Below are 22,143 nucleotides of genomic sequence, written 5' to 3'. Positions count from 1 at the left end.
GTCGGGGGCGGGACCCGGTCGGCGGCCGTGACCTCGCAGGCCCTACCTTCGGTCGGATGAAGCCCTTCACCGACTCCGGCGCCCCCGACCACACCCCCGAGCCCGAACTCCCCGGCAGGAGCGGTCCATCGGCGACCACCGAGGCCGACCCGCGTGACGTGGGGCCCGTACGCACCTCGTACGCGCCCGACAAGGACGGCGACCCCGATCCCGGCGAGATCGTGTGGACCTGGGTGCCGTACGAGGAACGCGACGGGCGCGGCAAGGACCGGCCGGTGCTCGTGGTGGCCCGTGAGCCGGCCGGGACCCTGCTCGCGGTGCAGCTCTCCAGCAAGCGGCACGACCGCGATCACGAGTGGGTGCCGATCGGGGTCGGGCCGTGGGACCGGCAGGGCCGGGAGTCGTGGGTGGATCTGGACCGGGTGCTGCGGATCCATGACGCGGGGATGCGGCGCGAGGCGTGCGCGCTCGACCGGGGGCGGTTCGACCGGGTCGTACGGCGACTGCGGGAGCGTTACGGCTGGCGCTGAGCCGGCACGTCCGTCAGGTCCGTCAGGTTCGTCCGGTCCGTCAGATCCGTCACGTCCGTCAGATCCGCGAACGTGCGGCGGAAAGCGGCCAGCGTGGCCGAATCGGCCGTCCGGTCGAGCACGGCGAAGACGATCTGGTCGAAGTGGCCGGCGAACCGGCCGCCGGGCCCGTCGGGCGGCGCGACGAGCAGCGCCCGGAACGCGCCGGCCACCGTCGCCGGGTCGTTGCGGAACACCCCGCAGCCCCACGCCCCCAGCACCAGACGCCGGTAGCCGCCCGCCACCGCCACCTCCAGGACGCGTTCCGCGCGGGAGGCGAGCGTGGCCGGAACGCGTGAGGTCTCCTCGGGCCGGTCGCGCGCGACGATCCCGGCGTTCGGCGCGGGCGAGGTGAGGAAACCGACGGTGAACGGGGCGCCGAGCAGCCGGCCCCGGTCGTCGCGGAAGACCGGTACGCCGGGCGAGTGGATCACGCGGTCGCTGTAGAACGGGCTGCGGTCGGCCCGGTGCGCCGCGTAGTAGTCGGGCGCGCGCAGCAGGGTGACGTAGAGGGCGGAGGCGCGGCACAGGGCCTCCTCCTGGGCCTGTGCGCCGTTCAGGTAGCCGCCGCCCGGGTTACGTGCCGACGCGAAGTTCAGGACCGCCACGGGACCGGGCGCGGCCGAGGTCATCCGCCGGGCGGCCTCAAGGCTGCTCTCGCCGGTGACCTCGAACGATGTCGTACGGGAGGTGTCCGGCGTGACGGGCACGGGCGCCGGTCCGTACAGCCGGGTGCCCTCGGTCGCGGCGGCCAGCAGCGCCGCGAGAGGCACCTCGCGGCCGTCCTCCGCGCGGTATCCGCCCGCCTCGACGATCTCCTCGGTGTGCTTCGCGATCCCCCGCAGTCGTGCGCTCATGTCACGCATCCTCGGCGAGGAAACACGCTCGGGGCAACCATGTTTCCTGCCCGAGGGGGCACTCTTGTGCGAAGCGGCGGAAGTGGCCTTAGGTTGGACGAAGCGCCCCGCCCCGGACCCCGGGACGGGGTACAGGTCACGGTCTTCGACAGGAGGATCCCGACCATGCCGTCGGACGAATTCGCAGCTGAGGGCCCGTCTCTCAACGAGGACGACGCCGAGGCGCTGCTGCGCGGCATATGTTTCAAGACAGGGCCGCCCCGCATCGTCGGTGTTGAACTCGAATGGCTCGTGCACGACCTGTACGACCCCGAACTACCGGTCCGGGCAGCCCGGCTCGACAAGGCCTACGACGGCCTTCGGGACCTGCCCCTGCGATCGGCGCTCACGTTCGAACCGGGTGGCCAGCTGGAACTCAGCTCGGCGCCCGCCGCCTCCCTGATGGAGTGTGTCGACTCCACCGCGGCGGACCTCGCCGCCGTACGCCGCGAACTGCGTACGGCCGGTCTCACGCTCACCGGCCTCGGACAGGATCCGTGGCACTCGCCGGGCAGGCTCCTGAAAGAGCCGCGGTACGACGCGATGGAGACCTACCTCGACCGGATCGGCCCCTCGGGCCGCGCCATGATGCGTTCGTCCGCCTCGGTCCAGGTGTGTCTCGACGCGGGTCACGAGGAGCCGGGCCCGCTCGGTTACGGCAGACGGTGGCAGCTCGCCCATCTGCTGGGCGCGGTGCTGGTGGCCGCGTTCGCCAACTCGCCCGTCCAGGCGCGCCGTCCCACCGGCTGGCGTTCCACCCGGCAGGCGCTGTGGACGGACCTCGATCCGGCGCGCACGAAGGCGCCCGACATGCGGCGGGAGCCGCGTGCCGCGTGGGCCGCGTATGTGCTGGACGCGCCGGTGATGTGCGTGCGGACGGCGGACGGCCCCTGGGACGTGCCCGACGCGCTGACGTTCCGGGAGTGGATCCGCTCGGGGCTGCCGCGCCCGCCGGTGCGCGCCGATCTCGACTACCACATCACCACCCTGTTCCCGCCGGTGCGCCCGCGCGGTCATCTGGAGCTGCGGATGATCGATGCCCAGTCGGGGCCCGACGGCTGGATGGTGCCGCTGGCCGTGACCACCGCGCTGTTCGACGACCCCGAGGCCGCCGAGACGGTGTACCGGACGGTCAAGACGCTCGCCGAGACGGCGGGCGCCCTGCCCGCGCCGGGCAATCCGCTCTGGGTCACGGCGGCGCGCGACGGGCTCGGCGACCCCGAGCTGCACGCGGCGGCGGTGGAGTGCTTCGCCGTCGCGCAGGAGGCGCTGCCCCGTACGGGCGCCACCGAGAGTGTGCGGGAGGCCGTCGCGGCCTTCAACGAGCGGTACGTCGTGCCGGGCCGCTGCCCGGCCGACGACATGGAGGTCCCCGCGACCGGGAAGGAACTGCGTACATGAGCGAGAACGCCGAAACGGCGGGCGGGACGGCGAAAGGAACCGGGGGACGGACCGTGGGACCGACCTCGGACGGGATCGCGGAAGGGACCGTGGAAGGGATCGCGGAGGGGATATCCGTCGAGACCCTGCGGCGCCGGGCCGTCGACGCGCTGACCACCGCGCGCGAGCGCACCGCGCTGCTCACCTCCTGTGTGGACGAGCCCGAACTGACCGCGCAGCACTCGCCGTTGATGTCACCCCTGGTCTGGGACCTGGCCCATATCGGCAACCAGGAGGAGCAGTGGCTGCTCCGTACGGTCGGTGGCAGGGAGGCCGTCAGGCCGGAGATCGACTCCGTGTACGACGCCTTCGAGCATCCCCGGGCGCTGCGTCCCACGCTCCCGCTGCTCGCCCCCACCGAGGCGCGGGCGTACGCCTCCGACGTCCGTGGCCGGGTCCTGGACATCCTCGACAGCAGTCCGCTGCGGGGCGGTCCGCTGCTGGACGCCGGATTCGCCTTCGGGATGATCGCGCAGCACGAACAGCAGCACGACGAGACGATGCTGATCACCCATCAGCTGCGCCGTGGCCCCGCCGCGCTCACCGCGCCGGAGCCGCCGGGACCCGATCCCGCCGACGCGGCCGAGCTGCCGGGTGAAGTCCTCATTCCGGCCGGGCAGTTCACGATGGGCACCTCGGGCGAGCCGTGGGCGCTGGACAACGAACGGCCCGCGCACCACCGGCTCGTGCCCGCTTTCCATCTGGACACGGCGCCGGTGACCAACGGCGACTATCTGCGCTTCATCGAGGACGGCGGCTACACCGACGAACGCTGGTGGGCACCGGCCGGCTGGGACCAGATCCGTGAACACGGCATCGGGGCACCGCTGTTCTGGCGGCGGGAGGCCGGTCAGTGGATGCGCCGCCGCTTCGGGGCGGTCGAGCCCGTCCCGGCCGACGAACCGGTTCTGCACGTCAGCTGGTACGAGGCGGACGCGTACGCCCGCTGGGCCGGACGCAGGCTGCCGACCGAGGAGGAGTGGGAGAAGGCGGCCAGGCACGACCCGGCCACCGGCCGCTCGCGGCGTTATCCGTGGGGCGACGAGGACCCGACCCCCGAGCACGCCAACCTCGGCCAGCGCCATCTGCGGCCGGCCCCGGCGGGCAGCTATCCGCTCGGCGCCTCACCGCTGGGCGTACGGCAGTTGATCGGCGATGTGTGGGAGTGGACGTCGAGCGACTTCCTGCCGTATCCCGGCTTCGTCGCCTTCCCCTACCGGGAGTACTCCGAGGTGTTCTTCGGCGGCGCCCACAAGGTGCTGCGCGGCGGTTCGTTCGCCGTGGACCAGGTGGCGTGCCGTGGCACCTTCCGTAACTGGGACCTGCCGGTGCGCCGCCAGATCTTCGCGGGTTTCCGCACCGCGCGCTCCGCCGGAGGGATGTGATGTGCCGTCATATCGCCTATGTGGGACCGCCGGTGCCGCTGCGCGAGGTGCTGATCAGCCCCGAGTACGCGCTGTACCGGCAGTCCTGGGAGCCGCGCAGGCAGCAGCACGGGACGGTCAACGCCGATGGTTTCGGGGTCGGTTGGTACGCGGACGGCGACCCGCTGCCCGCGCGCTACCGTCGTCCGGGGCCGATCTGGGGCGATCAGAGCGTCGTCGACCTGGCCAGGGTGGTCAGGAGCGGCGCGGTGCTCGCCGCCGTGCGCGACGCGACCGAGTCGGGGGCGGACGGTGAGGCGGCGGCGGCGCCGTTCGCCTCCGGCCCCTGGCTGTTCAGCCACAACGGCGCCGTGCGCGGCTGGCCGTCGAGCCTGGCGTCGCTGACCACCGCGCTCTCCCCCGCCGAACTGCTGTCGCTGGACGCCAGGACCGACTCGGCGTTGGTGTGGGCGCTGGTGCTCCACCGGCTGCGGGACGGCGACGGCATCGGCCAGGCCCTGGCCGACACGGTCCTGGAGGTGGCCGAGGCCGCGCCCGAATCCCGGCTGAATCTGCTGCTGACGGACGGTGAGACGGTCACGGCGACCACCTGGGGCGACACGCTCTGGTATCTCGCCGAGCCCGGCCGGGCGGCCGTCGTCGCCTCGGAGCCGTACGACGACGATCCGCGCTGGCACGAGGTCCCCGACCACACCCTGCTGACGGCGACCCGCGCCGACGTTCTGCTCACTCCCCTCAAGGAGCCCTCCACGTGAGCCCGTACCAACTGACCCGCACCCTGCCCGAGGACGCCACCGACGCCGCGCTGCGCGCCGATGTGCTGCACGGGCTGACCCGAAGCCCCAAGTCGCTGCCGCCGAAGTGGTTCTACGACGCCAGGGGCAGTGAACTCTTCGAGGAGATCACCGCGCTCGACGAGTACTACCCGACGCGCGCCGAGCGGGAGATCCTGCTCGCCCGCGCGCCCGAGATCGCGGCGGCGACGGGGGCCCGCACGCTGGTCGAACTGGGCTCGGGGTCCTCGGAGAAGACCCGCCATCTGCTCGACGCGCTTGCGCCGCTGCACAGTTACGTACCCGTCGACGTGAGCGGGAGCGCGCTCGCCGGCGCCGCCGACGCCCTTCTCGCCGAGCGGCCGGACCTCCATGTGCACGCGCTCATCGCCGACTTCACCAAGGAGCTGGCGCTGCCTGACACACCGGGGCCGAAGCTGGTCGCGTTCCTCGGTGGCACGATCGGCAATCTGCTCCCCGACGAGCGCGCCGACTTCCTCGCGTCGGTACGCGCGCTGCTGGTGCCCGGCGACGCGCTGCTCCTCGGGACGGACCTGGTGAAGGACGAGTCCGTACTGGTCAGGGCTTATGACGACGCGTCAGGTGTGACGGCCGCCTTCAACAAGAACGTGCTGGCGGTCGTCGACCGTGAGCTGGGCGCGGACTTCGACCCGGCGGACTTCGACCATGTGGCGCTCTGGGACAGCGAACAGCGGTGGATCGAGATGCGGCTCAGGGCCCGGCGGGACCTCACCGTGAAGATCCCCGAGCTGGATCTGGTGGTCACCTTCGAGGCGGGTGAGGAGATGCGTACGGAGGTGTCCGCGAAGTTCACTCAGGACACGGTCCGCTCCGAACTCGCCGGGGCTGGAATGGAGTTGGCGCACTGGTGGACGGATGACGCGGGTCGCTTCGCACTGTCGCTGGCGACGGCGGTCTGAACAGCTGCGGTCTGATCAGTTGCGGTCTGGACAGCTGCCGTCTGAAGAGCTGCGGTCTGCACAGCTGCGGCGTGGACGACGGCGGTCCGAACAGTGACGGTCCGGCCAACGGGGGGCGGGGCGTTCACGGTCCGAACAGTGACGGTCCGGCCAACGGGGGGCGGGGCGTTCACGGTCCGAACGGCGGCGGCGTGGTCGGACGCGGTCCGGGTGACATCGGCGCCGGCGACGGCACCCTGGGCCGCGCGGGCCAGTGAGCGGCGGTCCGGGTGGCTCCCGGCGGGGATCAGGGGCAGCACCTCGATCTCCGCCGTGAGCCCGCCGGCCACCGCGATCCGCCACAGCGAGACGGCGAGCGGGTCGTCCCCGACGAAGGCGGCGGGACCCAGCGGGCGGTAGCCGATCCGTACGGGACGGACGTCCGCGCCCGCGTCCAGCGCGGCCTGGAACACGGCGTTGGTGAACCGCCCCTGGTCCCGGCCGCACCAGGTACTGCCCTCGGGGAAGACGATCACGCGCGATCCGGCGCGCAGGGCGTCCCGGATGTCCCGTACGGTGCCCGGCAGCGCGCGGAGCCGGTCGCGCTCCACGAAGAGCGTGCCGCCGAGTTCCGCGACGGCGCCGAGGACGGGCCAGCGCCGGATGTCGCTCTTGGCCAGCACCCGCCCGGGATACAGCGTCGCGATGAGCGGGATGTCCAGCCAGGAGATGTGGTTGGCGACGACGAGCACCCCGCCGGGCGCCCCGGCCGACAGCTCGGGCCCGTCGACCCGGATGCGCAGCCCGAAGAGCCGGATCACCGTACGCGTCCAGCCTCTGGTCAGCCGGTCCCGCAGACCGGCGGCGAAGAGGGCGACCACGGGGACCAGCAGGATCCCGAGGACGACGGCGCCGACACCGGCGAGCAGCCGCGCGGACGCGGCGAACGGGCCCCTGCGCAGGCCGTCGGGGCGGGGGGCGCAGAGCTGCGGAGTGCAGGGCGCCGTGGGCAGCCAGGCGCTCATCGCGCCGGGGCGAGCGAGAGGAAGTGCTTCAGATAGCGCGGGTTGGTGCGGCGCAGCGACAGCAGGACGTACAGGTCCGCGACCCCGAACTCGGGGTCGTGCGCGGGCGCGCCGCAGACCCAGGCGCCGAGCCGCAGATAGCCGCGGAGCAGCGCGGGGAGTTCGGTGCGGGCGGCGGCGGGCACGGTGTCGCTGTCCGGGGTCCAGAGGCGGTGCGGGGTGACCCAGTACTCCTCCGGCGCGAGGTTGCGGTCCTTGACGGTGTTCCAGGTGGCCGACGCGAGGAGGCCGCCGTCGTTCAGCGGGAGGGAGCAGCAGCCCGCCATCCAGTTGTGCCCGGTGCGGGTCATGTAGCGGGCGAGTCCGGCCCAGATCAGGGCGATGACGGCGCCGTTGCGGTGCAGGGGGTGGACGCAGGAGCGGCCGACCTCCACGAGGTCGTCGCGTATGTGGTCGAGCCGCTGGAGGTCGAACTCGCTCTCGGAGTACAGCCGTCCGGCGGCGCGGGCGCGGTCGGGCGGCAGCAGCCGGTACGTCCCCACGACCTCGCCGGTCTCGGCCTCGCGTACCAGCAGGTGGTCGCAGTAGGCGTCGAAGGCGTCACCGTCGAGGCCGGGCTCGGGGCCGTCGACGAGGGCGCCCATCTCGCCGGCGAAGACCATGTAGCGCAGCCGCTGGGCGGCGCGTACGTCCTCCTCGTCGCGGGCGAGGGAGACGAGATAGCGCTGCTCGGGGTCGGGAGCGGCGGCGGGGGCGGGGAGTTGCGCGGGGACGGTGGCGGGGAGCTGCGCGGGAACCGTGGCGGGGAGTGTGGCGGGCGAGGCGGACATAGCGGTCTCCAGTGCCGGACGAAAGAACCGAGCGGTGGTGGGACGCCGCTGGCGCGGCGACCCGGCACCTTGTTTCTTCCGTGACCGGCTGGATTCGACATGACAGCCCGGGAGAGCGGGGATGTGAGACGGCTGAATGGCCGGGACCAACGGGTAACGCGTTGGCAAAGCGACCGGTCCGTGAGGGGACATGGAGCCCGGTCCGGCCGGGAAGCCCCGCCCGGAAGCCCACGTCGGGGAGCCCTCGGCGGGAGTCCACGCCCGGCAGCGTGCCCCGCAACCCGCCCCGTAGCCCGCCTGGCTGCCCGCTCCGCAGCCTCGCCCGGGGCCGCATGCCCAGAACCTACCTCAGCGCCGCCGTGATCTTCGCGTCGGCGGCCTCGGCCGCGCTCTTCGGGTCCTCACCCTGGAGGACCGCCGTCATATATGGCTTGATCGGGTTGTCCAGCTCGACGTTGGCCCACTTCGGCGAGTTGGGTGTCGCCCGCCCCTGCGCGGCGCCCGCCGCCATCGCGGCCGTTGCCTCCTGGCCCTCAATGACATCCGCGAGCGTCGTCTTGTTCGGTACGTAACTCATGGTCTTGGCCAGCTCCGTCTGCCACTTCTCACCGGCCAGCGCCTTTACCACCTCGACCGCCGCCGACCGGTGCGAGGAGTTCTTGGGGACGATGAGGTCGGAGCCGCCGGTGAATACGGCGCCGGGTGCCCCGGCCGTCTTGCCGGGGACGGGGAAGAAGCCGAGCTTGCCCTTGAGGTCGGGGTTCTTCTCCTCGATCTGGACGGCGGAGTTGGGGGTGTCGATGATCTGCGCGATGTCGCCCCGGGCGAACTGGCCCTCCTGCTCCGGCTTGACCTCGTCGGAGTCCTTGGGCCCGTCGCCGAGCGCCTGCAACTCCTTGTAGAACTTCATGCCCCTGATCGCCTCGGGGGTGTCGAGCCGGCCCTCCCACTCGCCGCCGGACTCGACGGCCAGCTCGCCGCCCTCGTCCCAGATGAAACCGGAGAGGGTGTACCAGTCCTGGCCCGCCAGATAGATGCCCTGCTGGGATCCCTGGTCGAGCTGGGCGGTGATGTCCAGCCATTCGGCGCGGGTCTTGGGCAGTTCGTCGATGCCGGCCTCCGCGAAGAGGTCCTTGTTGTAGATGACGACGCGGTTGGCCGCGTACCAAGGAATGCCGAACTGGGAGCCGTTGATACTGCCCGGCTCGGCCAGACCCGGCAGCCAGTCCTCGCTTCCCAGGTCCCGGACGGACTCCAGGGTGAGGTCCCGCAGACCGTCGCTCTCCGCGTACTGCGCGACCTGGGTGTTGCCGACCTCGATGATGTCCGGCGAGTCGTCGGCCTCCAGCGCGGCCATCACCTTCTTGCCGATCCCGGTCCACTCCTGGATCTCGACCTCCAGCCGGACCGAGGGGTTCTCCTCCTCGTACGCCTTGGTGAACCGCTCCAGATACGCGCCGGAGACGCTGTCCTTCATGAGCCAGATGGTGATGACCTTGTCGTCCCCGCCTGGGAGCATTCCGCATCCCACGAGTGCGAGGGAGGACGCGAACACGGCGGATCCGACAAGGAAGCGGTTTCTCACGTAGGTCACCTTCTGGCGTGCGGCACGAAAGAGTGAACCCGACGTGGGGGAAGCACGGAGCGCTCGCACGGGTATTGGCGCGATTTTGGTATGGACCAACGAACCGGTCAAGCCCCGTGACCTTGTCGCGGGTCCGGTTCGCGCCCTTCTTCCGCCGCGCGGCGCGCCGTGTGGTGCGGCACGGTGGAGTGACACCGCGACCCCGCGCGAAGAGGAGAACAACTCCCATGAGCAACCACACCTACCGGGTCACCGAGATCTACGGCACCTCAGAGGCGGGCGTCGACGAGGCCATCCGGAACGGGATCGACCGGGCGTCGCAGACCCTGCGCGAGCTGGACTGGTTCGAGGTGACGCAGGTCCGGGGCCATATCGTCGACGGCCGGATCGAGCACTACCAGGTCGGGCTGAAGGTCGGCTTCCGCCTGGAGGACGGCGACCAGGCGGGCTGACCCGGTCCCCTCCGCGCGGAACCTGATGTTCCGGTCCGGCTCAGGTGCGCCCCTCGTGGTCCGCCCCGCTCAGGTGCGCCCCTCGTGGTCCGGCCCGTCAGGTGCGCCCCTCGCGCTCCTGCCCGTCCCTCAGCGCCTGGGACGTGCTCGCCCAGCGGGCGCGTACGACACGGAAGCCCGCACGCTCGACCGCGTCGCACACCAGCTCGTCGTCGTCCACGAGCATGCGGATCTCCCGGCCCGCGGCCAGTTTGCGCAGCCGCTCCACCTTGGTCGTGCGGGCGGGGCGTCTGTCGTCGTTACGGCGCATGAACACCCGGCCGTCCGGGAGGCCGTTCGCCGCCAGCCAGTCCAGGGTGTCCTCGCGGCAGCGCTCGGGACGGCCGGTGAGATAGACGACCTCGCACTCCTCGGCGCTCTTCAGCGCCAGCGCGACTCCCTCGGCCAGCGGTGTGTCCTCGCCCGCCGCGCCGAAGAAGCCGGACCAGTCCTTCGGTCTGCGCTCCAGGAAGTGCTGACGGTGGGCCGTCTCGGCGAGCGTCCCGTCCAGATCGAATACGGCCAGTGGTCTGCTCTTGTCCGTCGCACGCCTGTTGTCCGTCACACGCCCAGCCTAGAGAAGGGCCGGGGAATCCTCGCGCCGTGTCGCTGTTGAAGAGGAGGTGACGTCCACGATCGCGAACACCCGATTCTCCGTACTCGACCGCTCGCGCACCCGCGAGGGCCGGACCGCTCCCGAGGCGCTGCGTGACACCGTGCATCTCGCGCGGCAGCTGGAGTCGCTCGGCTACCACCGGTTCTGGGTCTCGGAGCACCACAGCGTGCCCGGGGTGGCGGGCTCGGCGCCGACGGTCCTGGCGGCGGCGGTCGCGGCGGCGACGTCCACGATCCGCGTCGGTACGGGCGGGGTGATGCTCCCGAACCACCGGCCGCTCGTCGTGGCCGAGCAGTTCGGGGTGCTGGAGTCGCTGTTCCCCGGCCGGATCGACATGGGCCTCGGGCGCTCGGTCGGCTTCACGGACGGGATACGGCGGGCGCTCGGCAAGGACAAACACGATGTCGAGGACTTCGCCGAGCGCATCGAGGAACTGCTCGGCTGGTTCACCGGCCAGCAGAAGCTCTACCCGCAGGTCCACGCCCTGCCCGCCGAGGGCCTGCGGCCGGAGCCGTACGTCCTGGCCATGGGCGAGGGCGCCGACATCGCCGCGGCGGCGGGTCTGCCGATGGTCGTCGGCGACCTGCGCGGCCGGGACCGCATGCTGCGGGCCGTGGATCGCTACCGGGCCGGCTTCCGCCCGTCCGTCTGGGCGGACCGCCCGCAGGTGATCATCGCGGGAACGGTCGCGGTCGCCGCGACCGAGGAGGAGGCGCGCCGGCTGCTGGTGCCCGAGGCGTGGTCGATGGCCCACTCCCGTACCCGCGGCGTCTTCCCCCCGCTCGCGCCCGCCGAGCGGATCGAGTCGCTGACGATGACCGCGAAGGAGCGCGACTTCTACGAGTCGGGCCTGGGCGGCCATGTCCAGGGCACCGAGGAACAGGTCGCCGACGCCCTGGAATCGGTCATCGAGGAGTCGGGCGCGGACGAGGTCCTGGTGACCACCAGCACGTACGACCGCGACGCGCTCCTGGACTCCTTCACCCGCCTGGCAAGGGTCGCGGGCCTGGGCCGGGTCCCTGTCCCCAATTCGTCAGCTGACTCCGCCCGTTGAGGAGCGGGACGGTGAGACGGGCTACCGCGCCACCTTGCGGGTCGCCCGCAGCCACTCCTTGTTCATCGCCGTGATCGACGGCAGCGGGATGCCCTTCGGGCAGGCCGTCGCGCATTCGCCGGTCAGGGTGCAGCCGCCGAAGCCCTCGTCGTCCATCGTGGCGACCATGTCCAGCACCCGGGTCTCGCGCTCCGGCGCGCCCTGGGGCAGGACGTTGAGGTGGTTGACCTTGGCCGAGGTGAAGAGCATCGCCGAGCCGTTGGGGCAGGCCGCCACGCAGGCGCCGCAGCCGATGCACTCGGCGTGCTCGAACGCGAAGTCGGCGTCCGCCTTGGGTACGGGGGTGGCGTGGGCCTCGGGGGCGGAGCCGGTGGGGGCGCTGATGTAGCCGCCGGAGCCGATGATCCGGTCGAACGCCGACCGGTCCACGACCAGGTCCTTGACCACGGGGAACGCGCCGGCCCGCCACGGCTCGACGTCGATCGTGTCGCCGTCGGCGAAGTGCCGCATGTGGAGTTGGCAGGTGGTGGTGCGTTCGGGGCCGTGGGCGTCGCCGTTGATGACGACTCCGCACGCGCCGCAGATGCCTTCGCGGCAGTCGTGGTCGAAGGCGACCGGGTCGTCGCCGTCGAGGATCAGCTGCTCGTTGAGTGAGTCGAGCATCTCCAGGAACGACATGTCCTCGGAGATGCCGTCGATGTCGTACGTGACCATGGCGCCGGTGGCGTCGGCGGCGCTCTGCCGCCAGACGCGCAGGGTGAGCCTCATGCGTAGCTCCGCTGGGTGGGGTGGACGTACTCGAAGACGAGGTCTTCCTTGTGCAGGACGGGCGCGGCGCCGGTACCGGCGAACTCCCAGGCCGCCGCGTACGAGAAGGCGTCGTCGTGCCGCTCCGCCTCGCCGCCCTCGGTCTGGGACTCCTCTCGGAAGTGGCCGCCGCAGGACTCGGCGCGGTGCAGCGCGTCGAGGCACATCAGCTCGGCGAGTTCCAGGTAGTCGACGATGCGGTTGGCCTTCTCCAGCGACTGGTTCAGCTCCTCGCCGGTGCCGGGCACCTTGATCCGGCGCCAGAACTCCTCGCGGATCTCGGGGATGCGGCTCAGCGCCTTGCGCAGTCCGACCTCGCTGCGGGCCATCCCGCAGTGTTCCCAGAGGAGTTCGCCGATCTCCCGGTGGAAGGAGTCGGGGGTGCGGTCGCCGTCGACGGCGAGCAGCAGCCGCAGCCGGTCCTCGGTGTCGGCGACGGCTTCGGCGACCGCCGGGTGGCTGTTGTCGACCGTGTCCTGGTGCGGGTTGCGGGCGAGGTAGTCGTTGATGGTGGACGGCAGCACGAAGTAGCCGTCGGCGAGGCCCTGCATCAGGGCGGACGCGCCGAGCCGGTTGGCGCCGTGGTCGGAGAAGTTGGCCTCGCCGATCGCGAACAGGCCCGGCACGGTGGTCTGGAGGTCGTAGTCGACCCAGAGTCCGCCCATCGTGTAGTGGATGGCCGGGTAGATGCGCATCGGTACCTGGTACGGGTCCTCGGCGGTGATGCGCTCGTACATCTCGAAGAGGTTGCCGTACTTCTCCTCGACCGCGCCCCGGCCGAGCCGGCGGATCGCGTCGGCGAAGTCGAGGTAGACGCCCTGCCCGCCGGGGCCGACGCCGCGTCCCTCGTCGCAGACGTTCTTCGCGGCGCGCGAGGCGATGTCGCGCGGGACGAGGTTGCCGAAGGAGGGGTAGATCCGCTCCAGGTAGTAGTCGCGCTCGTCCTCGGGGATCTCGGCGGGCGGGCGGGTGTCGCCGTGCGCCTTCGGGACCCAGATGCGGCCGTCGTTGCGCAGCGACTCGCTCATCAGCGTGAGCTTGGACTGGTGGTCGCCGGAGCGCGGGATGCAGGTGGGGTGGATCTGGGTGAAGCAGGGGTTGGCGAAGTGCGCGCCGCGCCGGTGGGCGCGCCAGACGGCGGTGGCGTTGCTGTTCTTGGCGTTGGTCGACAGGTAGAAGACGTTGCCGTAGCCGCCGGAGGCGAGGACGACGGCGTCGGCGAAGTATGTGGAGACCTTGCCGGAGATCAGGTCGCGGGCGACGATGCCGCGCGCCCGGCCGTCGACGACGATCAGGTCGAGCATCTCGGTGCGCGGGTGCATCTCGACGGTGCCGGCCGCGATCTGCCGGGACAGTGCCTGGTAGGCGCCGAGCAGCAGTTGCTGGCCGGTCTGGCCGCGGGCGTAGAAGGTGCGGGAGACCTGGACGCCGCCGAACGAGCGGGTGTCGAGCAGGCCGCCGTACTCGCGGGCGAAGGGCACGCCCTGGGCGACGCACTGGTCGATGATCTCGACGGAGATCTGGGCGAGCCGGTGCACGTTGGACTCGCGGGCCCTGAAGTCGCCGCCCTTGACCGTGTCGTAGAAGAGACGGTGGACGGAGTCGCCGTCGTTGCGGTAGTTCTTCGCGGCGTTGATGCCGCCCTGGGCGGCGATGGAGTGGGCGCGGCGCGGGGAGTCCTGGTAGCAGAACTGGACGACGTGGTAGCCCTGTTCGGCGAGCGTGGCGCCGGCGGCGCCGCCCGCGAGTCCGGTGCCGACGACGATGACGGTGTGCTTGCGGCGGTTGGCCGGGTTGACCAGTTTGGCCTCGAAGCGGCGGGTGTCCCAGCGGTCGGCGACGGGCCCGGCGGGGGCCTTGGTGTCGACGAGGGGTTCGCCGGTCGTGTAGTCGGTGTACGTGGGCGGGAGTTGGTCGTCCATGTCAGCTCACCAGTCCGGTCATGACGCCTACGGGCAGGGAGATGAAGCCGACGGTCAGTACCAGTGCGAGGCCGTTGGCCATGATCTTCAGTACTCGGTCACGGGTGGCGCTGCCCATGCCGAGGGTCTGTGCGGCGCTCCAGAAGCCGTGCCGGACGTGCAGTCCGACGGCGAGCATCGCGGTGATGTAGATGACGTTGCCGTACCAGGTGGAGAAGGTCGCGACGACGTTCTCGTACGGGTGGCCCGGCTGCGCGTTCTCGTTGACGGTGAGCGTCGTGAGGTCGAGCAGGTGCCAGACGATGAACAGCACCAGGATGATCCCGCCCCAGCGCATGGTGCGGGTGGCGTAGCTGGCGCGGCGGCGCTTGTGCACGTAGGCGGTGGGGCGGGCGGCGATGTCGCGGCGGCTGAGCTGGTAGGCGCAGACGCCGTGCAGGACGACGGCGGCGAGGAGCACCACGCGCACGATCCACAGGGCCCATTCCTGGTGCAGGACGGGCGCGCCCATGGTGCGCAGCCAGTGGCCGTACTCGTTGAACTCGCCGGGGCCGAAGAAGATCTTGAGGTTGCCCAGCAGGTGCGCGACGAGATAGCCGAGCAGGATCAGGCCGCTGACGGCCATGACGGCCTTCTTGCCGACCGTGGATCCCCAGAGGGTGCCGAGCATCGAGGGCCGTCTGCCGGGCCGCCCGCCGCCCGGCGCGCCCGCTTTCCGGTCCGCCCGCTTGTCCGTACGCGTTGCCAGAGCCATGACACGCACGCTAGGGCCGGGCACACCAAGAGGTCCAAGACATGGATCGGCTCATGTCCATAGGCTCTTCCTATCGTGGCGTTACGCTGGACCCATGCAGTTCCAGCAGCTCGTGTATTTCGTCGCCGTCGCGGAGACCCTGCACTTCACCCGGGCCGCCGAGCGGGTCCATGTCTCGCAGCCCTCGCTCTCCCAGCAGATCCGGGCCCTGGAGAAGGAGCTGGGCGCCGAGCTGTTCGGCCGGGCGCGGGGCAATGTCGCGCTCACCGACGCGGGCGAGGCGCTGCTGCCGACGGCCCGGCGGATCCTCGCCGACGCCGAGACCGCGCGCCACGAGGTGCAGGAGCTGGTCCAGCTGCGGCGCGGCCGGGTGCGGCTGGGCGCGCCGCCGAGCCTGTGCACGGGTCTGCTCCCCGAGGTCCTGCGGGCCTTCCACGATCAGCACCCGGGTATCGAGCTGCTGATCGAGGAGAGCGGGTCGCACGATCTCGTACGCGAACTGGCGCGCGGCGCCCTGGACTTCGCCCTGGTGGTGCTCCCGCTGCCGACGCCGTCCCCCGCCCTGACGACGGTCGAGCTGCTGCACGAGGACCTGGTGGTGGTCTCGTCGGCGGCTGCGCCGGGGCCGCGCCGGCCGGTGCGGATCTCCGACCTCAGGCACGAACAGCTGGTCATGTTCCGGCACGGCTACGACCTGCGGGAGCTGACCGTGGCCGCCTGCCGGGCCGAGGGGTTCGAGCCGACGTTCACCGTCGAGGGCGGCGAGATGGACGCCGTACTCGGCTTCGTACGGGCCGGTCTCGGGGTGGCGGTGGTGCCGAGCATGGTCGCGGAGCAGGCGGGGCGCGATCTGCGGGTGACGCCGCTGGCGCCGCCGGGGCTGCGCCGTACGATCGCGCTCGCGCACCGCAGCGACGTCGCGCCGCCGCGCGCCGCGCGGGAACTCCAGCGGGTGCTGTTCAGCACGCGGACACCGAGCCGTACGGACCGCGCGGGCGGCGGCCGTACGGGCGGGGCGGCGCGCGGCGCGCCCGGCTGAGCGGGCGGCAGGGCAGGGCGGGACACGGCACAGCGCGGCGGGCGACGCGCGTAGCCGGGCGGGCGGTCGGTGCCATCGGCCGCCCGCCCGGCCACGGGCTCAGACCGCGTCGGCCATGGACAGGGTGTGCAGCATCTCCGGCGGGCCCGGACGCGCGTAGTACCAGCCCTGAGCCGTGTCGCAGCCCAGTCTTCGCAGATGCTCCGCCTGCGCCCCGGTCTCCACGCCCTCCACCGTCACGGCCAGTTCCAGGCCGTGGGCGAGGGAGACGATCCCCTCCACGATCTTGAGATCGACCGGGTCGGCCGGGTGCTGCTGCATTCCCTGGGTGAAGGAACGGTCCAGCTTGAGCACGCTGACCGGCAGTCTGCGCAGATTCGCGAGATTCGAGTAGCCGGTGCCGAAGTCGTCGAGCGCGATGTCGACGCCCATCTCGGCGAGTTGCCGCAGTGGTTTGAGCAGATCCTCGTCCGCGCCGATCAGCGCCGACTCGGTGACCTCCAGGCAGAGCGAGCCCGGCGGGAGGCCGATCCGCTCCAGGACCTCCACCGTGTCGGCGACGAGGCCGGGGTGGTGCAGCTGGGCGGGCGACAGGTTGACGTTGATCCGCACCGGGCCGGCGAACGTACCCGCCGCCAGCTCCTCCTGCCAGGCCCGCGCCTGCTGTACGGACTGCTCCAGCACCCAGCGCCCGAGCGGCACGATCAGCCCGGTGTGCTCGGCGAGAGGGATGAACCGGTCGGGGCTGAGCACCCCGTGCGTCGGGTGGCTCCAGCGCACCAGCGCCTCGGCTCCGTGCACCGTGCCGTCGGCGAGATGCACCAGTGGCTGGTACTCGATGAAGAACTCACCGCGTTCCAGGGCCGTCGGCAGCGACGTGGTGAGGCCGTGCCGGGTGATGGCGCGGGCGTCGGCCTCGGCGTCGGCGTGCTCGAACCGGTTGCCGCCCGCCGACTTGGCGCGGTACATGGTGATGTCGGCGCTGCGCAGGACCTCGGCGGCGGTCGACTCGCCCGCCCTGCCCTCCACGATGCCGATGCTGCCCCGGACGGTGAACTCACGGCCGTCCAGGCTGATCGGGGTGGCCAGCGCGCCCAGTATGCGCGACGCCAGTTCGGCGACCTCGCGCTCGGTGTCGGGTCCGGTGGTCAGCGCCACGAACTCGTCGCCGCCGAGCCGGGCGACCATCTCGCCGGGCGCCGTGGCGCAGCTCTGGAGCCGGTCCGCGACCTCGACCAGCATCCGGTCGCCCGCGGAGTGGCCGAGGCTGTCGTTGATCGCCTTGAAGCCGTCGAGATCGAGATAGCAGAGGCCGAAGCGGCCGGGCGGGGGCGCGGAACCGGATTCCTTCGCGCCGTCCTTCGCCGTCTCCCTGGCGGGGGCGAGCGCCTTCTCCAGACGCTCGAAGAACAGCGTCCGGTTGGGCAGTCCGGTGAGGGCGTCGTGGGTCGCCTCGTAGCGCAGCCGCAGGGTGAGCAGCCGCCGCTCGGTGGTGTCCTCCAGCAGCGCCAGTTGGTACTGCGGCACTCCGTCGACGTCCCGCAGCAGCGACAGCGTCAGATTGGTCCACAGCACCGTGCCGTCGTTGCGGAAGAACGGCTTCTCCGTACGGAAGCTGTCCCGCTCGCCCCGTATCAGCTCCTTGTACATCCGCCACACCTGCGGTGCGTCGTCCGGGTGCACCCACTCGCTGAAGTTCCTGCTGCGGACGTGGTGTTCGAGGCCGCCGAACATCCGGGTCAGGGTGTCGTTGACCTCCAGCACCCGGCCGTCGAGATCGGCGATGCCGATACCGATCGCCGCGCCCTCGAAGACCGCGCGGAAGCGTGCCTCCGTGGCGTGCAGCGCGTCCTCGGCCGCGCCGCGGGCCGCGAGCGCGGAGCGCGCGATGGCCTCCTGCTCGGCCAGGGTGCGTTCGCGCAGCGCCTGGGCGAAGCCGGCCGCGAACGCGTGCTGGAGCCGGGCGGAGCGCGCCCGCAGTTCCTCGGCGGCCAGCTCACCGGCCGGATCGGCCGACGCGCCGCAGTACAGCACCAGATAGGCGTCGACGACGCCCAGGGAGCGGGCGAGCGCTTCCGGGTCCGTGCAGTGCGCGGCCACGAGCGCCGCCCCGACGCCGTGCGCGGGCGCCGCGTCGAAGATCTTGTCGTGCAGAGCATCCCTCAACCGGCGTGCCAGGGGCAGCAGATGCTGCTCGAACTCGGGCCGGGTCAGCGACGTGGCGGTCGCGGGGAAGATCGCGCGGCTCCAGATCGTCACGAACCGCCTGAGCCGGTCCTCCAGACCGTCCGGTTCCGCCGCGGCGTCGGGGACCTCCGCCGGCACCATCACGCCTTGCGTCCCACACCGGCGAAGCCCGACAACGCGTACGGGTCCTCCTCACCGGCCGGGTATTCGGGCCGCCACTTCCCCATGGGCACCAGTCCGGGCTCGACGAGGTCGTAGCCGTCGAAGAACCCGGCGATCTCCTCCTCGGTCCGCATGACCAGCGGCTTGCGGATGTCCTTGTAGACGCCGACCGTCCCGGCGACCCGTTCCTGGGGCAGCGGGATGCCCGCGTACGCGGCGTGAGACACGACGACGAGACTGCCGGGGGCGAGGGCGTCGGTCAACTCGGCGACGGCGGCGAAGGGTTTGTCGTCGTCCTCCAGGAAGTGCAGGACGGAGACCAGCAGCAGCGCGACGGGCTGGGCCAGGTCGATCAGCTCAAGGGTCTCGGGGCTGTCGAGGATCTGCCGGGGCGCGCGGAGGTCGGCGGCGACGATGGTGGCGTGGTCGTTGCCGTCGAGCACCGCCTTGCTGTGCGCCACCGCGACCGGGTCGTGGTCGACGTACACGACCTTGGCGGCCGGATCGGCGGCCTGGGCCACCTCGTGGACATTGCCGAACGTCGGAATGCCGGAGCCGATGTCGAGGAACTGCGTCACACCCTCGCCAATGGCGAAACGGACCGCGCGGCGCATGAACGCCCGGTTCGCCTGCATGATCTTGGGAAGTCCCGGCATGAACTCCATTGCCTTACGGGCCGCTTCCCTGTCCACTTCGAAATTGTGCGAACCGCCCAAATAGTAGTCATAAATGCGGGAAACGCTCGGCACCGATATGTCGATGCCCTGCGGTACCCAGGCGGGACGCTCCATCGAGTTCTCCAACAAGTCGCCACGGGGGAACGGCCGTCTGCATGGCCGGTGTTCGAGCCGAGGCTACTGATCGCCCGCCAAGAGAGCGAGCTGAAACGGAAATTAGCGGTCCGTTCTCGGTCACACCCGGACCCGGCACACAAGCGGTCCGCCGTCACGCACGGGGCGTGACGGCGGACCGGTCGGTCGGAGGCGCGACGTGGGGACTACTTGGGCGCTCCGACCAGCTTGGAGTCGGGAGCGACGGCGTACCAGGTGCCGCCGACGCCCTGACCATTGGTGTCACCGGGCTTGGCATCGCCGGCGAAGGTGTAGATCGGCCAGCAGTCGATGGTCTGCTGCTTGATTCCGTCCGGCCGGTCGAACGTCACGAAGCCCTTCTTGATGATGCCCTCGGTGTCGTTCTTGTCGACCGGAGCGACAACCGGCCACTTCTCCAGGCAGGCGCCGGTGCAGGCGGTCTTCATCGGCCAGGCGCTGTCCTTCTTGAACCGATATACCGTCATACCCTTTGCGTCCACCACGATTTCGCCGAGCTTGGGATCCTTTCGTACGGACAGTCCCGCGAGATCCGCCTCGGTGCCGCCGGCCTCCTCGGCCCCGTCCGCCCCGAGAGCGGCCTTCTTTCCGTCGGGGGCGGAGGCGAACCAAGTACCGCCCACGCCTTGCCCGTTGGCGTCGCCGGGGTTGGTGTCCTTCGCGTAGCGGTACATCGGCCAGCCGCCGAGGGTCAGTTGCTTGGTGCCGTCGTCGCGGGTGACCTCGCCGATCTTCGAGGCGTCGGTGCCCGCGGCGGCCTTGACGTCGCCGGCGGCGACGACCGGCCACGCCTTCTCGCACTCGCCGACACAGGTCGACTTGGGGGGCTCGGCGGTGTCGTTGTCGAACCGGTAGAGCGTGAAGCCCTCGCTGTCCGTGACGACCTTGCCGAGCTTCTTGCTGTCCCACACGGCCAGTTGACCCGCCGTCTTGGGTTCGGCCGCCGATTCGTCGCCGTAACCGGTGTCCGATCCGTAGCCGCCGTCGGCGGGTGCGGCTGCGCCGACAGCCTGACCGTTGGGGCTCTCGCCCTTGTCCTGACCGCACGCCGTCGTCAGGGCCAGTACGGCCACCGCGGTCACCGCGAGCGAGGCGTTCCGCCAGGTGTTCATGTCAACTCCCGTAGTTCGTAAGCCAGTTGAGGCGCCAGGGCCGCGCCGTTCATGGCCCTAAGTACGCGCGGCGGGGTGAGGAGCGTTCAACGCGCCTCAAAGAATCTTCGAAAAGAAAAAGAAACGCGGAATGCCCCGATTCCCCCCGATCAGGGGAATCCGGCGCCATTTCGGCGCGCCGCGGGCCGAGTTGATTCAAGCTGCCGCCGTGTACCGATCACTTGCCCTGCGGACCCTGGCCGTCACCGGCCTCGTCTGCATACTCAGCACGCCCGTGCCGGCCGCGGCCGACGTCTGCGTCTCGGCGTGGACGGGGCCGGGCGGCACCGGCGCGGTCGTGATCATCGGGGACGGGCCGTGCTGGCCCGAGCCGCCGCCGTCACCGCCTCCGCCGTCCGAACCGCCGCCGGAGCCTCCGCCGCCCTCGCCACCGCCCTCACCGCCGCCGCCGGAACCGCCCCCGGAGCCGTCGCCACCACCGCCACCACCGCCGCCCGAACCGGAGCCCGAGCCGCCGGTGGTCGCCGAGCCCCCGCCCGTACCGCCACCGCCCGCGCCCCCGCCGGTGCGCCCGGTGGTCGAACCGCCTCCGCCCCCTCCCCCGCCGGCACCGTCACCGTCGCCGCCCGAGCCACCGCCTCCCCCGCCACCGCCGCCGAAGACCGAGCCGCCGGTGGTACGGGTCCTGCCCGCGTACAAGGCACCGGTCCGCAAGCAGCCGACGAACAGCACCTCGGTCGTGATGCTCATGCTCCTGCTCACGGCACCGGCGGTGCTGGCCGCCGCCATCCTTCGCCCCCGTTCCCGCTGACTGACGGAGACTCATGTCGGAATGGCTTGTCCTGTCCCTGGCCATGGCCGCCGCCTGCGCGGTCGTGGTGGCCATCGTCCTCATCAACAACCGCCGGATCCCGGTCGACGACGATCCCTCCGAGAGTCCCGACGTCCTCGAATACATGACGATGATGATCGGCGTGGTCTACGCGATCGTGCTGGGCCTGGCCATCGCGGGCGTCTGGGAGGCGCGCGGCGCCGCCCAGGAGTCCGTACGCCAGGAGGCGCAGGCCCTGCACGAGGTGCAGGCGCGGTCCGAGGTCTACCCGGTCGAGGTGCGCGACCGGATCCGGGGCGACGTCGACGCGTACGTCAGTTACGTGGTCGACACCGAGTGGCCCCACATGTCGGAGCACAACAGCCTCAGCGACAAGGGCACGGCACTGCTGGAGCAGGTCCGGCGCAGCGTCACCGACTACGTGCCGGCCGACGACCACGAGGCGCAGGCCTATCAGCCGCTGGTCGACCAGGTGGCGGCGGCCGACGACGCGCGGGGCGCGAGAGGGGAGAACGCGGGGGCGACCATGCCGGGGGTCGTCTGGTTCGGCCTGATCATCGGCGCCGTCGTGACGGTGGGACTGATCTTCACGCTCCAGATCCGCCGTACCTGGCGGGAACTGCTGCTGGCAGGACTGTTCAGCGCCCTGATCGCCTTCCTGCTCTTCCTGATCTGGGACTTCGACGCGCCGTACGGCCGGGGCATCGCGGCCACGGCGGCCCCGTTCGTCGACCTCTTCCCCCACATCCGGAACTAGCCCAGGTCTGTGGGGAAACCACTCCCGGGGGGGGGGGGGGGGGCCCCCCCCCCCCCCCCCCCCGCCCGGGCCCCGGGGGGGGGGGGGGGGGGGGGGGGGCCCCCCCCCCGCCCCCCGGGGGGGGGGGGGGGGGGGGTGGGGGCCGACGGTGGCGGGG

Annotated in this window: 21 protein-coding genes; 9 read left to right on the top strand and 12 right to left on the bottom strand. The window is 71.5% G+C overall.

Annotation, left to right across the window (positions count from 1 at the left end; genetic code table 11):
- Positions 1–56: 56 nt before the first annotated feature.
- Entirely contained in the window at positions 57–530 is a 474-nt protein-coding gene (locus tag ACFYNU_RS35565; protein WP_356592395.1) for a type II toxin-antitoxin system PemK/MazF family toxin, read from the top strand.
- Here the strand turns inward: ACFYNU_RS35565 and ACFYNU_RS35560 are convergent.
- The gene (locus tag ACFYNU_RS35560; protein WP_356592397.1) at positions 515–1,426 is read right to left on the bottom strand and encodes a TIGR02452 family protein; all 912 of its coding nucleotides are present in this window, start codon (positions 1,424–1,426) and stop codon (positions 515–517) included. The genes ACFYNU_RS35565 and ACFYNU_RS35560 overlap by 16 nt on opposite strands.
- A gap of 165 nt (positions 1,427–1,591) precedes the next feature.
- Between ACFYNU_RS35560 and egtA the strand changes: the two genes are divergently transcribed.
- Genes egtA through egtD form a run of 4 tightly spaced genes read left to right on the top strand, consistent with a single transcriptional unit; the run spans position 1,592 to position 6,004 of the window.
- Positions 1,592–2,866 carry an ergothioneine biosynthesis glutamate--cysteine ligase EgtA gene (egtA, locus tag ACFYNU_RS35555; RefSeq protein ID WP_356592399.1) on the top strand — a complete coding sequence of 425 codons (1,275 nt, stop codon included), beginning with the start codon at positions 1,592–1,594 and terminating at the stop codon, positions 2,864–2,866.
- Complete coding sequence (egtB, locus tag ACFYNU_RS35550) at positions 2,863–4,290, top strand: ergothioneine biosynthesis protein EgtB (RefSeq protein WP_356592401.1); 1,428 nt, start codon at positions 2,863–2,865, stop codon at positions 4,288–4,290. Before egtA ends, egtB begins: the two co-directional genes overlap by 4 nt.
- A complete protein-coding gene (egtC, locus tag ACFYNU_RS35545) occupies positions 4,290–5,045 on the top strand; it encodes an ergothioneine biosynthesis protein EgtC (protein ID WP_356592403.1) in 756 nt (251 codons plus the stop codon). The genes egtB and egtC overlap by 1 nt, the downstream gene beginning before the upstream one ends.
- Complete coding sequence (gene egtD / locus ACFYNU_RS35540) at positions 5,042–6,004, top strand: L-histidine N(alpha)-methyltransferase (RefSeq protein ID WP_356592405.1); 963 nt, start codon at positions 5,042–5,044, stop codon at positions 6,002–6,004. Before egtC ends, egtD begins: the two co-directional genes overlap by 4 nt.
- On the opposite strand, the gene ACFYNU_RS35535 is transcribed toward egtD, so the two are convergent.
- The 3 genes from ACFYNU_RS35535 to ACFYNU_RS35525 form a co-directional block, all read right to left on the bottom strand.
- Positions 5,899–7,008 carry a 1-acyl-sn-glycerol-3-phosphate acyltransferase gene (locus ACFYNU_RS35535; RefSeq protein WP_356592407.1) on the bottom strand — a complete coding sequence of 370 codons (1,110 nt, stop codon included), beginning with the start codon at positions 7,006–7,008 and terminating at the stop codon, positions 5,899–5,901. The two genes, egtD and ACFYNU_RS35535, sit on opposite strands and share 106 nt — an antisense overlap.
- Positions 7,005–7,838, bottom strand: coding sequence for a GNAT family N-acyltransferase (locus ACFYNU_RS35530; RefSeq protein WP_356592409.1), 834 nt, complete (start codon positions 7,836–7,838; stop codon positions 7,005–7,007). The genes ACFYNU_RS35535 and ACFYNU_RS35530 overlap by 4 nt, the downstream gene beginning before the upstream one ends.
- 343 nt (positions 7,839–8,181) lie before the next feature.
- The gene (locus ACFYNU_RS35525; protein ID WP_356592411.1) at positions 8,182–9,423 is read right to left on the bottom strand and encodes an extracellular solute-binding protein; all 1,242 of its coding nucleotides are present in this window, start codon (positions 9,421–9,423) and stop codon (positions 8,182–8,184) included.
- A 227-nt stretch (positions 9,424–9,650) separates the two neighbouring features.
- On the opposite strand from ACFYNU_RS35525, the gene ACFYNU_RS35520 reads away from it, so the two are divergent.
- A complete protein-coding gene (locus ACFYNU_RS35520) occupies positions 9,651–9,875 on the top strand; it encodes a dodecin (RefSeq protein WP_356592412.1) in 225 nt (74 codons plus the stop codon).
- 97 nt (positions 9,876–9,972) lie between these two features.
- On the opposite strand, the gene ACFYNU_RS35515 is transcribed toward ACFYNU_RS35520, so the two are convergent.
- Positions 9,973–10,479, bottom strand: coding sequence for a hypothetical protein (locus ACFYNU_RS35515; RefSeq protein WP_356592413.1), 507 nt, complete (start codon positions 10,477–10,479; stop codon positions 9,973–9,975).
- Positions 10,480–10,537: 58 nt separating this feature from the next.
- Between ACFYNU_RS35515 and ACFYNU_RS35510 the strand changes: the two genes are divergently transcribed.
- Positions 10,538–11,584, top strand: coding sequence for an LLM class flavin-dependent oxidoreductase (locus tag ACFYNU_RS35510; protein ID WP_356592415.1), 1,047 nt, complete (start codon positions 10,538–10,540; stop codon positions 11,582–11,584).
- 21 nt (positions 11,585–11,605) lie between these two features.
- On the opposite strand, the gene ACFYNU_RS35505 is transcribed toward ACFYNU_RS35510, so the two are convergent.
- The 3 genes from ACFYNU_RS35505 to ACFYNU_RS35495 are packed head-to-tail and all read right to left on the bottom strand — an operon-like array spanning position 11,606 to position 15,067.
- Positions 11,606–12,352 (bottom strand): succinate dehydrogenase/fumarate reductase iron-sulfur subunit, encoded by a 747-nt coding sequence (locus ACFYNU_RS35505; RefSeq protein WP_356592417.1) that lies wholly within the window; start codon positions 12,350–12,352, stop codon positions 11,606–11,608.
- Positions 12,349–14,313: a fumarate reductase/succinate dehydrogenase flavoprotein subunit gene (locus tag ACFYNU_RS35500; RefSeq protein ID WP_356592419.1), complete on the bottom strand. Its 1,965-nt coding sequence runs from the start codon at positions 14,311–14,313 to the stop codon at positions 12,349–12,351. The genes ACFYNU_RS35505 and ACFYNU_RS35500 overlap by 4 nt, the downstream gene beginning before the upstream one ends.
- Position 14,314: 1 nt before the next feature.
- Complete coding sequence (locus ACFYNU_RS35495) at positions 14,315–15,067, bottom strand: succinate dehydrogenase cytochrome b subunit (RefSeq protein WP_388768440.1); 753 nt, start codon at positions 15,065–15,067, stop codon at positions 14,315–14,317.
- A 94-nt stretch (positions 15,068–15,161) separates the two neighbouring features.
- Between ACFYNU_RS35495 and ACFYNU_RS35490 the strand changes: the two genes are divergently transcribed.
- Positions 15,162–16,106: a LysR family transcriptional regulator gene (locus tag ACFYNU_RS35490; RefSeq protein ID WP_356592421.1), complete on the top strand. Its 945-nt coding sequence runs from the start codon at positions 15,162–15,164 to the stop codon at positions 16,104–16,106.
- A 99-nt stretch (positions 16,107–16,205) separates the two neighbouring features.
- On the opposite strand, the gene ACFYNU_RS35485 is transcribed toward ACFYNU_RS35490, so the two are convergent.
- The 4 genes from ACFYNU_RS35485 to ACFYNU_RS35470 form a co-directional block, all read right to left on the bottom strand.
- Positions 16,206–18,434, bottom strand: a complete 2,229-nt coding sequence (locus ACFYNU_RS35485) for a putative bifunctional diguanylate cyclase/phosphodiesterase (RefSeq protein ID WP_388768438.1) — start codon at positions 18,432–18,434, stop codon at positions 16,206–16,208.
- A complete protein-coding gene (locus ACFYNU_RS35480; protein ID WP_356592425.1) occupies positions 18,434–19,246 on the bottom strand; it encodes an SAM-dependent methyltransferase in 813 nt (270 codons plus the stop codon). The genes ACFYNU_RS35485 and ACFYNU_RS35480 overlap by 1 nt, the downstream gene beginning before the upstream one ends.
- 206 nt (positions 19,247–19,452) lie before the next feature.
- Complete coding sequence (locus tag ACFYNU_RS35475; RefSeq protein WP_356592427.1) at positions 19,453–20,397, bottom strand: SCO0930 family lipoprotein; 945 nt, start codon at positions 20,395–20,397, stop codon at positions 19,453–19,455.
- Between the two features lie 195 nt (positions 20,398–20,592).
- The gene (locus ACFYNU_RS35470; protein WP_356592429.1) at positions 20,593–21,147 is read right to left on the bottom strand and encodes a hypothetical protein; all 555 of its coding nucleotides are present in this window, start codon (positions 21,145–21,147) and stop codon (positions 20,593–20,595) included.
- Positions 21,148–21,221: 74 nt separating this feature from the next.
- On the opposite strand from ACFYNU_RS35470, the gene ACFYNU_RS35465 reads away from it, so the two are divergent.
- Positions 21,222–21,986: a hypothetical protein gene (locus ACFYNU_RS35465; RefSeq protein WP_356592431.1), complete on the top strand. Its 765-nt coding sequence runs from the start codon at positions 21,222–21,224 to the stop codon at positions 21,984–21,986.
- The last annotated feature ends 157 nt before the right edge of the window (positions 21,987–22,143 follow it).

It is taken from the genome of Streptomyces sp. NPDC006643 (genome assembly GCF_042870175.1).
In the GTDB taxonomy this organism is placed as follows: domain Bacteria; phylum Actinomycetota; class Actinomycetes; order Streptomycetales; family Streptomycetaceae; genus Streptomyces.
The sequence above is the reverse complement of the archived record's forward strand: the minus strand, read 5'-3'. Positions and strand labels throughout refer to the sequence as shown.

Bases quoted from the DNA above. Each gene is read 5' to 3' on its own strand.
- ACFYNU_RS35565 (WP_356592395.1), top strand. From the start codon at position 57: ATGAAGCCCTTCACCGACTCCGGCGCCCCCGACCACACCCCCGAGCCC.
- ACFYNU_RS35560 (WP_356592397.1), bottom strand. From the start codon at position 1,426: ATGAGCGCACGACTGCGGGGGATCGCGAAGCACACCGAGGAGATCGTC.
- egtA (WP_356592399.1), top strand. From the start codon at position 1,592: ATGCCGTCGGACGAATTCGCAGCTGAGGGCCCGTCTCTCAACGAGGAC.
- egtB (WP_356592401.1), top strand. From the start codon at position 2,863: ATGAGCGAGAACGCCGAAACGGCGGGCGGGACGGCGAAAGGAACCGGG.
- egtC (WP_356592403.1), top strand. From the start codon at position 4,290: ATGTGCCGTCATATCGCCTATGTGGGACCGCCGGTGCCGCTGCGCGAG.
- ACFYNU_RS35535 (WP_356592407.1), bottom strand. From the start codon at position 7,008: ATGAGCGCCTGGCTGCCCACGGCGCCCTGCACTCCGCAGCTCTGCGCC.
- ACFYNU_RS35530 (WP_356592409.1), bottom strand. From the start codon at position 7,838: ATGTCCGCCTCGCCCGCCACACTCCCCGCCACGGTTCCCGCGCAGCTC.
- ACFYNU_RS35520 (WP_356592412.1), top strand. From the start codon at position 9,651: ATGAGCAACCACACCTACCGGGTCACCGAGATCTACGGCACCTCAGAG.
- ACFYNU_RS35505 (WP_356592417.1), bottom strand. From the start codon at position 12,352: ATGAGGCTCACCCTGCGCGTCTGGCGGCAGAGCGCCGCCGACGCCACC.
- ACFYNU_RS35500 (WP_356592419.1), bottom strand. From the start codon at position 14,313: ATGGACGACCAACTCCCGCCCACGTACACCGACTACACGACCGGCGAA.
- ACFYNU_RS35495 (WP_388768440.1), bottom strand. From the start codon at position 15,067: ATGGCTCTGGCAACGCGTACGGACAAGCGGGCGGACCGGAAAGCGGGC.
- ACFYNU_RS35490 (WP_356592421.1), top strand. From the start codon at position 15,162: ATGCAGTTCCAGCAGCTCGTGTATTTCGTCGCCGTCGCGGAGACCCTG.
- ACFYNU_RS35485 (WP_388768438.1), bottom strand. From the start codon at position 18,434: ATGGTGCCGGCGGAGGTCCCCGACGCCGCGGCGGAACCGGACGGTCTG.
- ACFYNU_RS35480 (WP_356592425.1), bottom strand. From the start codon at position 19,246: ATGGAGCGTCCCGCCTGGGTACCGCAGGGCATCGACATATCGGTGCCG.
- ACFYNU_RS35475 (WP_356592427.1), bottom strand. From the start codon at position 20,397: ATGAACACCTGGCGGAACGCCTCGCTCGCGGTGACCGCGGTGGCCGTA.
- ACFYNU_RS35470 (WP_356592429.1), bottom strand. From the start codon at position 21,147: ATGAGCATCACGACCGAGGTGCTGTTCGTCGGCTGCTTGCGGACCGGT.
- ACFYNU_RS35465 (WP_356592431.1), top strand. From the start codon at position 21,222: ATGTCGGAATGGCTTGTCCTGTCCCTGGCCATGGCCGCCGCCTGCGCG.